Annotated in this window: 14 protein-coding genes; 6 read left to right on the top strand and 8 right to left on the bottom strand. The window is 72.6% G+C overall.

Translation table 11 applies throughout. From position 1 onward, the window contains the following. Positions 1-711 (bottom strand): fumarate hydratase (locus VF825_RS13860; RefSeq protein ID WP_331114273.1); only part of this gene is annotated, 711 nt, incomplete at its 3' end. A gap of 165 nt (positions 712-876) precedes the next feature. Between VF825_RS13860 and VF825_RS13865 the strand changes: the two genes are divergently transcribed. Then, on the top strand, positions 877-1,638 hold the full coding sequence (locus VF825_RS13865; RefSeq protein ID WP_331114275.1) for a hypothetical protein: 762 nt from the start codon (positions 877-879) through the stop codon (positions 1,636-1,638). Here VF825_RS13865 and VF825_RS13870 read toward each other — a convergent pair. Further along, positions 1,589-2,509, bottom strand: a complete 921-nt coding sequence (locus VF825_RS13870; RefSeq protein WP_331114277.1) for a carbohydrate kinase — start codon at positions 2,507-2,509, stop codon at positions 1,589-1,591. The genes VF825_RS13865 and VF825_RS13870 overlap by 50 nt on opposite strands. Positions 2,510-2,513: 4 nt before the next feature. Further along, entirely contained in the window at positions 2,514-3,557 is a 1,044-nt protein-coding gene (glpX, locus tag VF825_RS13875) for a class II fructose-bisphosphatase (protein WP_331114279.1), read from the bottom strand. A gap of 190 nt (positions 3,558-3,747) precedes the next feature. Between glpX and VF825_RS13880 the strand changes: the two genes are divergently transcribed. After that, a complete protein-coding gene (locus VF825_RS13880) occupies positions 3,748-4,266 on the top strand; it encodes a DUF4245 domain-containing protein (protein ID WP_414695859.1) in 519 nt (172 codons plus the stop codon). A gap of 15 nt (positions 4,267-4,281) precedes the next feature. Here the strand turns inward: VF825_RS13880 and VF825_RS13885 are convergent, their stop codons facing one another. Both VF825_RS13885 and xseA read right to left on the bottom strand, forming a co-directional pair. Beyond that, complete coding sequence (locus tag VF825_RS13885) at positions 4,282-4,524, bottom strand: exodeoxyribonuclease VII small subunit (RefSeq protein ID WP_331114284.1); 243 nt, start codon at positions 4,522-4,524, stop codon at positions 4,282-4,284. 62 nt (positions 4,525-4,586) lie between these two features. Next, positions 4,587-5,822: an exodeoxyribonuclease VII large subunit gene (gene xseA / locus VF825_RS13890; RefSeq protein WP_331114286.1), complete on the bottom strand. Its 1,236-nt coding sequence runs from the start codon at positions 5,820-5,822 to the stop codon at positions 4,587-4,589. Positions 5,823-5,966: 144 nt separating this feature from the next. Here xseA and VF825_RS13895 point away from each other — a divergent pair, with 144 nt between their 5' ends. Continuing rightward, on the top strand, positions 5,967-6,986 hold the full coding sequence (locus VF825_RS13895; RefSeq protein WP_331114288.1) for a 4-hydroxy-3-methylbut-2-enyl diphosphate reductase: 1,020 nt from the start codon (positions 5,967-5,969) through the stop codon (positions 6,984-6,986). Here VF825_RS13895 and VF825_RS13900 read toward each other — a convergent pair. Beyond that, entirely contained in the window at positions 6,983-8,170 is a 1,188-nt protein-coding gene (locus tag VF825_RS13900) for a DNA recombination protein RmuC (RefSeq protein ID WP_331114290.1), read from the bottom strand. The genes VF825_RS13895 and VF825_RS13900 overlap by 4 nt on opposite strands. 241 nt (positions 8,171-8,411) lie before the next feature. Here VF825_RS13900 and VF825_RS13905 point away from each other — a divergent pair, with 241 nt between their 5' ends. After that, positions 8,412-9,584, top strand: coding sequence for a hypothetical protein (locus VF825_RS13905; RefSeq protein WP_331114292.1), 1,173 nt, complete (start codon positions 8,412-8,414; stop codon positions 9,582-9,584). Positions 9,585-9,688: 104 nt separating this feature from the next. Continuing rightward, positions 9,689-10,774 (top strand): redox-regulated ATPase YchF, encoded by a 1,086-nt coding sequence (gene ychF / locus VF825_RS13910; protein ID WP_331114294.1) that lies wholly within the window; start codon positions 9,689-9,691, stop codon positions 10,772-10,774. A 49-nt stretch (positions 10,775-10,823) separates the two neighbouring features. On the opposite strand, the gene VF825_RS13915 is transcribed toward ychF, so the two are convergent. Next, positions 10,824-11,567, bottom strand: a complete 744-nt coding sequence (locus tag VF825_RS13915) for a class I SAM-dependent methyltransferase (RefSeq protein WP_331114296.1) — start codon at positions 11,565-11,567, stop codon at positions 10,824-10,826. A gap of 118 nt (positions 11,568-11,685) precedes the next feature. Between VF825_RS13915 and VF825_RS13920 the strand changes: the two genes are divergently transcribed. Next, a complete protein-coding gene (locus VF825_RS13920; protein ID WP_331114298.1) occupies positions 11,686-12,624 on the top strand; it encodes an AraC family transcriptional regulator in 939 nt (312 codons plus the stop codon). Between the two features lie 79 nt (positions 12,625-12,703). On the opposite strand, the gene VF825_RS13925 is transcribed toward VF825_RS13920, so the two are convergent. Further along, on the bottom strand, positions 12,704-13,142 hold a 439-nt coding region (locus VF825_RS13925; RefSeq protein ID WP_331114300.1), incomplete at its 5' end, for a zinc-binding dehydrogenase.

Genomic DNA, 13,142 nt, shown 5'->3' on the forward strand with positions numbered 1-13,142 from the left:
GCCGATGACGATGGCCAGGTGGTAGGGCGGGCACGCCGAGGTGCCCAGCGAGCGGAGCTTCTCGTCGAGGAACGCCAGCATCCGCTCGGGGTTCAGGACGGCCTTGGTCTCCTGGTAGAGGAAGGACTTGTTGGCGCTGCCACCGCCCTTGGCCATGAAGAGGAACTTGTAGGCCAGCTCGTGCCCGGGCGCGGTGTCGGCGTAGAGCTCGATCTGCGCGGGCAGGTTGGAGCCGGTGTTCTTCTCCTCCCAGGTGGTGATCGGCGCCATCTGCGAGTAGCGCAGGTTGAGCCGGGTGTAGGCGTCGAACACGCCGCGCGCGATCGCGGACTCGTCACCGCCCTCGGTCAGCACGTGCTGGCCGCGCTTGCCCATGACGATCGCCGTGCCGGTGTCCTGGCACATCGGCAGCACCCCGCCCGCGGCGATGTTGGCGTTCTTGAGCAGGTCGAGGGCGACGAACTTGTCGTTGTTGCTGGCGTCCGGGTCGTCGATGATCCGGCGCAGCTGGGCCAGGTGGGCCGGGCGCAGGTAGTGGGCGATGTCGTGCATCGCGGTCTCGGTCAGCAGGCGCAGCGCCTCGGGGTCGACCTCCAGGAACTGGCGGCCGCCTGGCCCCTCCACCGTCCGCACGCCCTCTGAGGTGAGGAGGCGGTATGCCGTCTGGTCGGCTCCGGTGGGTAGCAGGTCCTCGTAGACGAACTCGGGCACGGGCGCTCCTTCACGTGACTGGAGGTGGTGGCGGTGCCCCGCCACAGGGCCAGAGTAGTGAGCACACCGGATGAGACGTGCGTCACGGTTGCGCCTCCGCCCCGTTCGGGGTCCCGTGGCAGGATCCACCTGTCCAACGACAGAGGCGCCGGAGGGGTGATGGGCGTGATCCCGGTCTACCTGGAGCAGGGGCGGAGCAGGACGTTCGCCGTCGCCCTGGACTGGCCCGGCTGGGCTCGCTCCGGCAAGGGCGACGAGGGTGCGCTGGAGGCGCTCGCGGCGTATGCCGACCGGTTCCTTCCGGTGGCGCGGCGCACCGGGCTCCCGGTGGACTTCGCTCCCGACGACGTGACCTTCGAGGTGGTCGAGCGCGTGCCGGGCACCCCGACCACGGACTTCGGGGCGATCGACGCGGTGCTGGGCCGGGACGCCGACCCGGTGACCGCCCAGGAGGGGGAGCGGCTGGCCCGCTGCGTGGAGGCGGCCTGGGCCGAGCTCGACCAGGTGGCGACCCGGACCTCGGCCGAGCTGGCCCGAGGACCACGCGGCGGCGGGCGCGACCGCGACCCGATGCTGGCGCACGTGCTCGGCGCGGAGCAGTCGTATGCCCGCAAGATCGGTGTCGCCCACCAGACTCCCGAGGTCGGCGACGAGCCGGCCATCGCGGCGATGCGGGCCGACATCGCCGCGATGCTGCGCCGCCCCTGGCAGGGGGAGGAGCTCGGCCTCGGGCGGGGCAGGAGCTGGCCGCCGCGCTATGCCGCGCGGCGGCTCGCCTGGCACGTGCTCGACCACGCCTGGGAGATGCAGGACAAGGACCTCACCGGCCGCTGCCCCGCGCCGCCCGCCCGTGGCCGGCGCACGGCCGTACGGCGGGTCAGAGCTCGTGCCGGCCCGGAGGGTTGGCGCCGGCGCGCGAGACGGTGACCGCCGCGCAGGTGAGCGCCCGGTGCACCGCGGGCTGGATGTCGGCCAGCGTGGCGGCCAGCAGCCGCTCGCGGGCTGCGGCGTCACCGAGCAGCTCGGCGTCCAGCAGCCCGGACAGCAGCCCGGACATGAACGAGTCGCCGGCGCCGACGGTGTCGACGACGTCGACCATCGTCGCGCCGACGCTGACCAGCTGCCCGGACGTGCTCAGCCCCACCACCGCGCCCTCGTGCGCGCGGGTCACGACGGTGACGACGGCGCCGAGGCTGCCCCAGCGGCGCAGCACCTCCGGGATCGGGGCGTGGTCGTAGAGCCAGGCGATGTCCTCGTCGCTGGCCTTGACCACGTCGCTGAGGCCGACGAGGGCCTCGACGCGCTCGCGGGCCGCGGCCGGGTCGCCCATGAGGGACGGGCGCGCGTTGGGGTCGTAGGAGATCGTGGCGTGCTCGCGGGCGGCCCGGATGAGGTCGACCACCTTGGCGCCGCCGGGCTCGAGCACGGCCGCGATCGATCCGGTGTGCACGTGGCCGACGCCGGAGGTGTCCACCGCCTCGGGCAGGTCCCAGTGGATGTCGAAGTGGTAGCTCGCCGCGCCGCTGCCGTCCAGGGTCGCCTCCGCGACCGAGGTCGGCGCCGGGACCCGGCTGCCGTCGACCAGCGTGATGCCCTCGGAGCCGACGAGGTCGACGATGGTGTCGCCGCGCCCGTCGGTGCCGATGCGGGTGGCCAGGTCGACGCGGTGGCCCAGCCGGGCGAGGCCGACCGCGACGTTGGTCGGGCTGCCGCCGGGGTGCTCGCGCACCGACCCGTCGGGCTCGTGGACGACGTCGACGAGGGCCTCACCCACGACCAGGGTGCGCGCGGCGGTCACGGCGTCAGCCCTGGGCGGGCGTGGCGCGGTCGAAGTCGATGGCGCTGTAGGCCCTCAGCTTGGAGAGCTTGTGCTCGCTCTCGATCACCCGGATCGTGCCGCTCTTGGAGCGCATCACCAGCGAGTGGGTCGTGGCCCCGCCGGCGCGGTAGCGCACGCCGCGCAGCAGCTCGCCGTCGGTGATGCCGGTGGCCACGAAGAAGCAGTTCTCGCCGCGGACCAGGTCGTTGGTCGACAGGACGGCGTCCAGGTCGTGCCCGGCGTCGAGCGCCTTCTGCCGCTCGGCGTCGTCGCGTGGCATGAGCCGGCCCTGGATCACACCGCCGAGGCACTTGATCGCGCACGCCGCGATGATCCCCTCGGGGGTGCCGCCGGTGCCCAGCAGCAGGTCGACGCCGGTGTCCTCGCGGGCGGCCATGATCGCGCCGGCCACGTCGCCGTCGGAGATCAGCCGCAGGCGGGCGCCGGTGGCACGCACCTGCTCCATGAGCTCCTGGTGTCGGGGACGGTCGAGCATGACCACGGTGACGTCGGAAGGGTTGTCGCCCTTGGCCCGGGCGACCCGGGCGATGTTCTCGGCGACGGGCAGTCGGATGTCGACGACGTCCGCCGCCTCGGGGCCGGTGACGAGCTTGTCCATGTAGAACACGGCGCTCGGGTCGTACATCGTGCCGCGGTCGGCGGCCGCGAGCACCGCGATGGCGTTGCTCTGCCCCTTGGCGCACAGCGTCGTGCCGTCGATCGGGTCGACGGCCACGTCCGCGTCGGGGCCGGTCCCCTCGCCGACGTGCTCGCCGTTGTAGAGCATGGGCGCGTCGTCCTTCTCGCCCTCGCCGATGACGACCACGCCGTTCATCGACACGGTGGAGATCATCGTGCGCATGGCCTCGACAGCGGCACCGTCGGCGCCGTTCTTGTCGCCGCGGCCGACCCACCGGCCCGCCGCCATCGCGGCCGCCTCGGTGACCCGGACCAGCTCCAGGGCCAGGTTGCGGTCGGGGCGCTCGTAGCCGACCTTCAGGGCTGCGGGCAGGTGCTCTTCAGACATGCGGGCTTCCTCCGACGTCAGTGGCGGCGACAGGCCGACTCTATCGGTGCGTCGCGGCGCCGCCGACCCGCCGCCCGGGTGGGCCGGTTCGACCGCCCGGCAGGTCGTCGGGGACGATGGAGGGGTGAGTGCCACCAGTTCCCCCGCCAGCGCCGCCCCTGCCCCCGCCCCGGGCGGTCGTCGCCGTGGCATGGGGAGCCTGCGCAGCATGATCATCTCCATGCTCGTGGTGCTCGGCTTCGTCGTGGTGTGGGTGGCCATCGTGCCCCGGCCCAACGCCATCTCCCAGCCGCCGGTGGACGTCACCTCCGTGGCCCAGCAGGTCAAGGCCGAGACGAAGTGGCCGATCCTCCAGCCGCAGGGGCTGCCCGACGGGTGGCGCGCGACGAGCGTGCGCTTCGTGCGCTCGACCGACGGGCTGATGACCTGGCACGCGGGATACCAGTCGCCCAAGGGGGACTACGTCGCCCTGGAGCAGACCCAGGGCGCGACCCAGCAGTGGGTGAATGCCCAGACCAACCGCGGCGCCAAGGAAGGCACGCTGCTGGTGGCCGGCCAGGAGTGGACCAAGATCGACCGCAAGGACAAGGTGCAGTTCTCCCTCGTCAGCCGTGGGGCCGGCCCGAAGGACCTCACGACGATCGTCACCGGCACCGGGCCGTATGACGAGCTGGCCGCCTTCGCGGCCAGTCTCCGCCCGGTCGGCTGACCGGACGCTCGCAGCTCAGGACCTGCTGCTGACCTTGCCGAGCTTGGCCTCGGCGCCGTCGAGCCAGGTGCTGCAGTGGGCGGCGAGGGCCTCCCCGCGCTGCCACAGTCCGAGGCTCTCCTCCAGACCGACCTGTCCGGACTCCAGCCGCGCGACGATGGTGATGAGCTCGTCACGCGCCTGTTCGTAGCTCAGCTCCGCGATGTCGGGGAACTGGCCCTCGGTGTCGGTGAGCCCCTGCTGATCCTTCGATGCCACGTCCCTCACCTTAGGCCCAATTGTCGGATTCGCATCACCGGCGACCAGTGGCAGTCCGCAGGTCAGCCGACCGCGCGGGCGCCGAAGTCGCCGCGGGCCACGCGCACGTGCAGCAGCTCGTCCGCCTCGACCTCGGCCCGGTCCATGACCACGTGCCCGGTGGCGTGCTGGACCACGGCGTAGCCGCGGTCCAGGGTGGCCTGCGGCGAGAGCGCGCGCACCTGCGCCCGCAGGTGGGCGACCTGGTCGGTGGCGCGGTGCAGGCTCGTCTCCACGCGTTGGCGCGCCCGGTGGGTCAGCGAGCCGAGCTCGTGCCGGTGCACCGCCAGCACGGCGTGCGGGTCGGCCATGACCGGGCGTGACATCAGGGCGGTGAGGTGGCGGCGCTCGGCCTCGACCCGGCCGGCGACGACCCGCCGGCACCGGTCGAGCCCGGCCTGGAGGGTTGCGCGCTCCTCGGTGACGTCGGGGACGACCCGCTTGGCGGCGTCGGTCGGCGTGGAGGCCCGCCAGTCGGCGACGAAGTCGAGCAGCGGGGTGTCGACGTCGTGGCCGATGGCGCTGACGACGGGGGTCCGGGCCGCCGCGACCGCGCGGACCAGGGCCTCGTTGCTGAAGCCGAGCAGGTCCTCGAAGGAGCCACCGCCGCGGGCGATGACGATGACGTCCACCTCGGGCTCGGCGTCGAGGCTGCGCAGCGCCTCGGTCACCTCGGGCACGGTGCCGGGGCCCTGGACGGCGACCTGCCGGATGTCGAACTGCACGGCCGGCCAACGGCGCCGGGCGTTCTCGACGACGTCCTTCTCCGCGGCGCTGGCACGACCGCAGATGAGCCCCACGGTGCGGGGCAGGAAGGGCAGCGGGCGCTTGCGCTCGCGGTCGAACAGCCCCTCGGCGGCGAGCAGGCGCTTGAGGTGCTCGAGCCGGGCGAGCAGCTCGCCGACGCCGACGGGCCGGATCTGGCGGGCGTCGAGCTGCAGCGTGCCGCGCTTGGTCCAGAAGGTCGGCTTGGCCTGGATGACGACGCGGGCGCCGTCGGTGAGCGGCGCGGCCATGGCGTCGAGCGCGGTGACCCGGATGGTCACGCTGAGCGACATGTCGACGTCGGCGTCGCGCAGGGTGAGGTAGGCGGTCGGCGCGCCGGGGCGCCGGTTGAGCTGGACGACCTGCCCCTCCACCCACAGCGGCGACATCTTGTCGACGTAGTCGGCGATCTTGAGGCTGAGGAGGCGCACCGGCCACGGCTGCTCAGCCGTGGTGTCGGCTGCGCGCTCGGGGAGGGGGGCGGGACTGCTCACGGCGCCACCTTAGGTGGGGCCGCCGACGTGGGTCCGCCAGTTCGGCGGGATCGAGCGGCATGGCCGTGGCGCGGGCTGCGGGACCGGCCGGACCGCGGGGTCCCCGTGGCCGTGGTGGCTTCCTGCCCGACCTACGATGGGCCGGTGACTGACTCGACGAAGCGTGTCCTGCTCGCCGCCCCCCGCGGCTACTGTGCCGGCGTCGACCGCGCCGTGGTGACGGTCGAGAAGGCCCTGGAGCTCTACGGGCCGCCGGTCTACGTCCGCAAGGAGATCGTGCACAACAAGCACGTCGTGACCACGCTGCAGAAGCGCGGTGCCGTGTTCGTCGACGAGACCGACGAGGTGCCCGAGGGCGCCACGGTCATCTTCTCCGCGCACGGCGTCGCGCCGATCGTGCACGAGGAGGCCCGCGCCCTGTCGCTGAAGACGATCGACGCGACCTGCCCGCTGGTGACCAAGGTGCACCGTGAGGCGGTCCGGTTCGCCAACGACGACTACGACATCCTGCTCATCGGCCACGAAGGCCACGAGGAGGTCGTGGGCACCTCCGGTGAGGCGCCCGAGCACATCACCCTGGTCGACGGCCCGGACGACGTGGCCAACGTGCAGGTCCGCGACCCGGAGAAGGTCGTGTGGCTGTCCCAGACGACGCTGTCGGTCGACGAGACCATGGAGACGGTGCGCCGGCTGCGCAAGCGCTTCCCGGCGCTGCAGGACCCGCCGAGCGACGACATCTGCTACGCCACCCAGAACCGCCAGCTCGCGGTGAAGCAGATGGCCGCCGACACCGACCTCATGATCGTCGTCGGGTCGCGCAACTCCTCCAACTCGGTGCGCCTCGTCGAGGTCGCGCTGGAGCACGGCGCCGGGGCCGGGCACCTGGTGGACTACGCCGACGAGATCGACCCCGCATGGCTCGAGGGGGTCTCCACGGTGGGCGTCACCTCGGGGGCCAGCGTGCCGGAGGTGCTGGTGCGGGACGTGCTGGCGTTTCTGGCCGAGCGCGGCTACGCCGACGTCGAGACGGTCGTCTCGGCCGAGGAGAGCCTGCTCTTCGCCCTGCCGAACGAGCTGCGCCGCGACATGAAGAAGCTCTCCGGCCAGGACCCGGAGAAGGTCCGCCACGACCCGTCCGCGCTCGACGCCGGCTCGCTGCACTAGGACGCGTGCCGGGCGTTCCCGCCATCGGGGCCGTGGCCCAGGTCGAGCTGTGAGCGCCCCACCTCGGTGTCGAGGGCATCGAGCAGCTCGCCGGCTGTGAGCGGCCGCGGGGCGACCTCGAGCGGGGTGAGCTCCGGCAGCGGCTCGTCGGCGAGCTCGAGGTCGTGCATCTTGCGGGCGGTGACCAGCACGCGGGCCTCGAGGGCACCGACCATCGCGTTGTAGCTCTCCACCGACTTCTGCAGCGAGGCCCCCATCTTCGTGGCGTGCGTGCCCAACGTGCCCAGCCGGGCATACAGCTGGGTGCCGAGCTGGAGCAGCGCCCTGGCGTTGGTGGTGAGCGCGTCCTGCTGCCACGTGAAGGCGACCGTGCGCAGCAGCGCGAGCAGGGTGCCGGGGGAGGCAAGGACCACCTTGCGGCTCATGGCCTGCTCGAGCAGGGCCGGGTCGGCGGACAGCGCGGCCGCGAGGATCGCGTCGCCGGGCACGAAGCAGACGACCATCTCGGGCGTGGTGGAGAACGCGGACCAGTAGGCCTTGGCGCTCAGCTGCTCGACGTGGCCGCGCAGGGAGGCCGCGTGCGTCGCGAGCAGGCGGGTCCGCTCGGCGGCCTCGATGGTATCGCTCTGGGCGGACAGGAACGCCGTCATGGGCGCCTTGGAGTCGACCACGACGCACTTGTCGCCGGGCAGCCGGACCAGCACGTCGGGGCGGATTCCCTTGTCGTGGCTGCTGATCGCGCTGACCTGCTCGTCGAAGTCACAGCGAGCCAGCATCCCGGCGTGCTCGAGGACGCGACGCAGCTGCACCTCGCCCCACGAGCCCCGGATGGTGGACGCGTTGAGGGACCCGGCCAGGGAGGCGGTCTGGGAGCGCAGCGCCTCGGTGGTGGTCGTGACGCTGGCGAGCTGCTGGCCCAGGGCGCTGAACTGCTCGACCCGGTCGCGCTCGAGCGTGGACACCTGGCGCTCCACCCGGCCGAGCGCGTCGCGCAGCGGCGCGAGGATCGTTGCGGTCTGGGCGTCGTCGCTGACGGCGGCCTCGAGGTCGACGATGCGCTCACGCAGCAGGTCGCGCTCGGTGCTCAGGGCGGCCGAGCGCCCTGCGAAGACCAGACGGCAGACGAGCACCGCACCCACGGCTCCTAGCAGGAGCCCTCCCAGCAATGCCAACGCGATTCCCATGCGCCAGACCATGACAGAGGGGACCGACAGGATGGTGCACCGCCACGGACACCACCGCCGGGAAGTGTCAGCCGCCGGCCCGGACGCCAAGGGGTTGCCTCCCCTCGGTCAAGGAATCGTCAGGGTTTGCGGTGAAGCAGGCCAAAAACGGTCAGGGGAGCCGGTTTGGGATGGCGGAGGGGGTGACATGCGGCACACGATCGCGCCGCGGCCCATCCCGGGCCACCCTTCTGGAGGTCTCATGAAGCGCTTCACTTTGTCCGTCGCGGTCGGATCGGCCGCCGCGGCCCTGCTGGTCGGCACGACCACCAGCGCCATGGCCCAGCCAGCACCGGCCGGGTCCGCCCGAGGCACCGAACGCATCTGCGCCGCCCCGGCAAAGGGATACGCCAGCTGCAACGCGATCGTCGTCACCGACGCATCGGGCAAGCCGGTCGCGAACGCGACCCCGAGCGGCCTCGGCCCGAGCGACATCCGCTCGGCCTACGGCCTGACCAGCTCCTCCAGCGGTGGCCGCACCGTCGCCATCGTCGACGCCTACGACGACCCCACCGCCGAGTCCGACCTCGGCGTCTACCGCTCGCAGTACGGCCTGCCGGCCTGCACCACGGCCAACGGCTGCTTCCGCAAGGTCAGCCAGACCGGCAGCACGACCAGCCTCCCGCGCACCGACGCCGGCTGGGCGACCGAGATCAGCCTGGACCTCGACATGGTCTCGGCGGCCTGCCCCGACTGCAAGATCCTGCTCGTCGAGGCCAACTCGTCGTCGTTCTCCAACCTGGGGACGGGCGTGAACTACGCCGCCACGCAAGGCGTCTCCGCGATCAGCAACAGCTACGGCGGCTCGGACACCTCGCAGCTCTCGGCCTACGACCACCCGGGTATCGCGGTCACCGCGTCCACCGGTGACAACGGCTACGGCATGGAGTCCCCGGCGTCCTTCGACTCGGTCGTCGCCGTCGGCGGCACGAGCCTCAAGAAGGCCTCCAACGCCCGCGGCTGGACCGAGACCGCCTGGAGCGGCGCCGGCAGCGGCTGCTCCACCGTCAACGCCAAGCCCTCCTGGCAGACCTCGGCCACCCAGTGCTCCGGCAAGGCCAACGCGGACGTCTCCGCCGTCGCCGACCCCAATACCGGTGTCGCGGTCTACGACTCGACGAACTACCAGGGTCGCAGCGGCTGGCAGGTCTACGGCGGCACCAGCGCCTCGTCGCCGATCGTCGCCAGCGTCTACACGCTGTCCGGCAACACCTCCGGCTACCCGGCCTCCTACACCTGGGGCCACGCCTCCGGCCTGAACGACGTCACCTCCGGCTCCAACGGCAGCTGCACCACCGCCGTGTGGTGCAACTCCGGCACCGGCTGGGACGGCCCGACCGGCCTCGGCACGCCGAACGGCACCAGCGCGTTCTGACCCGACTCCCCTCGGGGGGACGCGACGGAGGGCCCGGTCCAGGTGACCGGGCCCTCCTGCTGCGTTCACGGCATACCGGCCCTGGCGGCTAGACTCCTGAACCCGTGGCTCTCACTATCGGCATCGTCGGACTCCCCAACGTCGGCAAGTCCACCCTCTTCAACGCCCTGACCAAGAACAACGTGCTCGCGGCGAACTACCCGTTCGCGACGATCGAGCCGAACGTCGGGGTGGTGCCGCTGCCGGACCCGCGCCTGGCCGCGCTCGCCGAGATCTTCTCCTCCGAGCGGATCCTGCCGGCCACCGTCTCCTTCGTCGACATCGCCGGGATCGTGCGCGGCGCCTCCGAGGGGGAGGGGCTGGGCAACAAGTTCCTGGCCAACATCCGCGAGGCCGACGCGATCTGCCAGGTGGTCCGCGCCTTCCACGACGACGACGTGCACCACGTCGAGGGCAAGGTCTCGCCCAAGGACGACATCGAGACGATCCACACCGAGCTGATCCTCGCCGACCTGCAGACCCTCGAGAAGGCCGTGCCGCGCCTCGAGAAGGAGGTCAAGGGCAAGAAGACCGACAAGGCTGTCCTCGACACCGCGCTCGCCGCGCAGAAGGTGCTGGAGGAGGGGCACACCCTGTATGCCGCGGGCGCGGCGTCCGGGGTCGACCCCGAGCACGTGCGCGAGCTCGGCCTGCTCACCACCAAGCCGTTCCTCTACGTCTTCAACATCGACGAGGGGCAGCTGACCGACGAGACCCTGCAGGCCGACCTGTCCGCGCTGGTCGCGCCCGCCGACGCGATCTTCCTCAACGCCAAGCTGGAGTCCGAGCTCGCCGAGCTCGACGAGGACGAGGCCCGCGAGCTGCTGGAGTCGGTGGGCGTGTCCGAGCCCGGCCTGAACCAGCTGGCGCACAAGGGCTTCCACACCCTGGGGCTGCAGACCTACCTCACCGCCGGGCCGAAGGAGGCCCGCGCCTGGACGATCCACAAGGGCTGGACCGCGCCGCAGGCCGCCGGGGTCATCCACACCGACTTCCAGCGCGGGTTCATCAAGGCCGAGATCGTCTCCTTCAACGACCTGGTCGAGGCCGGCTCGATGAACGAGGCCAAGGCCCGCGGCAGGGTCCGCATGGAGGGCAAGGAGTACGTCATGGCCGACGGCGACGTGGTGGAGTTCCGCTTCAACGTCTGAGCCGGCGGCACCGACGCGAAGCGCTTCTTCGTCGACCCGTCCGACACGTCTACGGGCGGGTCGCCTGCACGAAGCTGACCCGGCCGAACCGGTGGTCGACGTGCGCGACCTCGCGGGCGTCCCCGAACCCGGCCTCGGCGAGGAGCGCGACGATGCCGTCACCGAGGTTGCGGGCCACGGCCGGGCTCTGTGCCACCCGGGAGCGCACCAGGTGGGGCAGGTGCCGCAGGGCGTGAGCCGGGCCATGGCGGTGCGCCGAAGGGTGAGCCTCCCCGGCGTCGGGTGCCGGACCGCCGAAGTCGACGACGGTGACCTGGCCTCCCGGCCGGAGGGCCCGGAGCGCGTCGTGCGCGAACGCGACCCGGCCGGCGTCGTCGACGTGGTGCAGCGCCAACGAGGAGACCACGTGGTCGAGCGAGGCGTCCTCGGCGGGGATCCGGTCGGCGTACCCCTGCACGAGCGTGAGGGACACACCGCGCCGCTGCGCCTTGCGCGCGGCCCGGCGCAGGGCGTCCTCGTCCGGGTCGAGACCCGTGACCCGGGCGTCCGGACGGGCCGCGAGGAGCGCGAACGACAGGTTGCCGGTCCCACACCCGACGTCGACTACCGCCTGACCGGGCCCGATGCCGGCGAGCTCGACCGCACGCTCATGCAGCGTCCGGACCCCGGCCACCCGGGTGAAGACGTCGTACAGCGGGAGCAGCCAGGTCCGGCCCATGCCCGGCAGGAACGGACGGTCCCGCTCCTCCGGCGTGCGCTGGTCGAGGATGCGGATGGTGCCTGCGTCTGTCATGGGGTGCTCCGTGGGTGCTCGGTGATGGCCCGCCACGCGGGACCGTGGTAGACCTGCTGTCCTCACCTGCCAGCCTTGGACATCTTTCGGTTCCACGGCAGCACGGAAGTCGGAGGCCATGGCACATTCTTCGGTCGGGGGCCCGCCTGGACTGCCCTCGCGCCTGCGCACGGTGCGCCCCGACGGCACCCCGGTCTACCGCTACGAGCAGCGCTCGGGCGTGCCGCCGGTCTCCGTGGCCTGCTTCGACACCGACGCCGCCCACGCCGGCCTTCCCCCGGACCGCCGGCATGCCCACGACTTCCTCGTCCTGGTCTACGTCGAGGAGGGCGCGGGCTCGTTCGCGGTCGAAGGGGCGGAGCGGCCGCTGCGCCCGGGTCAGGTGTATGCCGTGCCGCCGGGACAGGTCATCGACGTCACCGCCGTCTTCGAGCAGTCCCGCTGCCGGGCGTGGTCGGTCGCGTTCACACCGGATGCGGTGCCTGCCCTGGCTGCGGTGTCCCCGCTGGCCTGGGCCCAGCACCCACTGCTGGCGATGTTCGCGCCCGGGGTGGGGCATGGCCTGGTCGCCGAGCCCGACCGGGCGCGCTGGTCGGCGTGGCTGACCGAGCTGGCCGAGGAGCTCGCGGACCCGCACCGTCTCGGGGCAGGCGAGGCCGTGGCCGGCCTCCTGACCCGGCTCCTGGTCGCGGCTGCCCGGCTGGCGCCCCCGCCGTCCTCGGCAGCGCCCGACCCGCTGGTGGAACGGGTCTTCACCGAGATCGAGGCGACGTTCCGCGAGCCGGTCTCCGTCGGGGACGTTGCCCGGGCGCTGGGGTACACCCCGGGACACCTCACGACGGCGGTCCGCGAGCGGACTGGCCGGCCCGTGCTCGAGTGGATCACCGAGCGGCGGATGACCGAGGTCCGGCGGATGTTGCGCGAGACGGACCTGCCGTTGGGCGTGGTGGCCGCGCGGACCGGCCTGCGCGACGCCACCTACCTCGTCCGGCGCTTCCGGGACCGCTATGGCGTCACGCCGCAACAGTGGCGCCGAAGCCAGCGCGCCCGGCCATGACGATCCAGCCTGACGCTGCGCAGGGTGGTCACCGATGTTGGCGCATGCGCTCGGCTGTCCCCGTGCGGTGTGCGGTCCGTCAGGGGACGATGACCAGCTTGCCGACGTGCCGGCGCGTCGCCAGCTCCCGTTGCGCCTCGGCCAGGTCCTCCAGGGGGAAGGTGGCGGCGATGACGGGCTGCACGTCGCCCCGCGCGGCGATCTCCACCAGGTGCCCGAAGATCCGCGGGGTGTGCATCGTCGATCCGACCAGGGCCAGGTTGGCGAGGTAGAGCCGTCGCACGTCCAGGTCGACCGCCCAGCCGTCCAGGGCGCCGGCCACCACCCAGCGCCCACCGGACTTCAGGAGCCCCAGGCCCCGGCCGACCGTGGCACCCGCCACGACGTCGATGACGGCGTCGTACCCCTCGGGTGCGGCCGCGGCCGCGTCGGCGAGCACCTCTTCGCGCCGGCGGTCCACGACGGCGCTGGCGCCGGCGGCCCGGACTGCGCCGGCCTTGGCGCCGCTGCAGACGGCC

Source organism: Oryzihumus sp. (assembly GCF_036391795.1).
In the GTDB taxonomy this organism is placed as follows: domain Bacteria; phylum Actinomycetota; class Actinomycetes; order Actinomycetales; family Dermatophilaceae; genus Oryzihumus.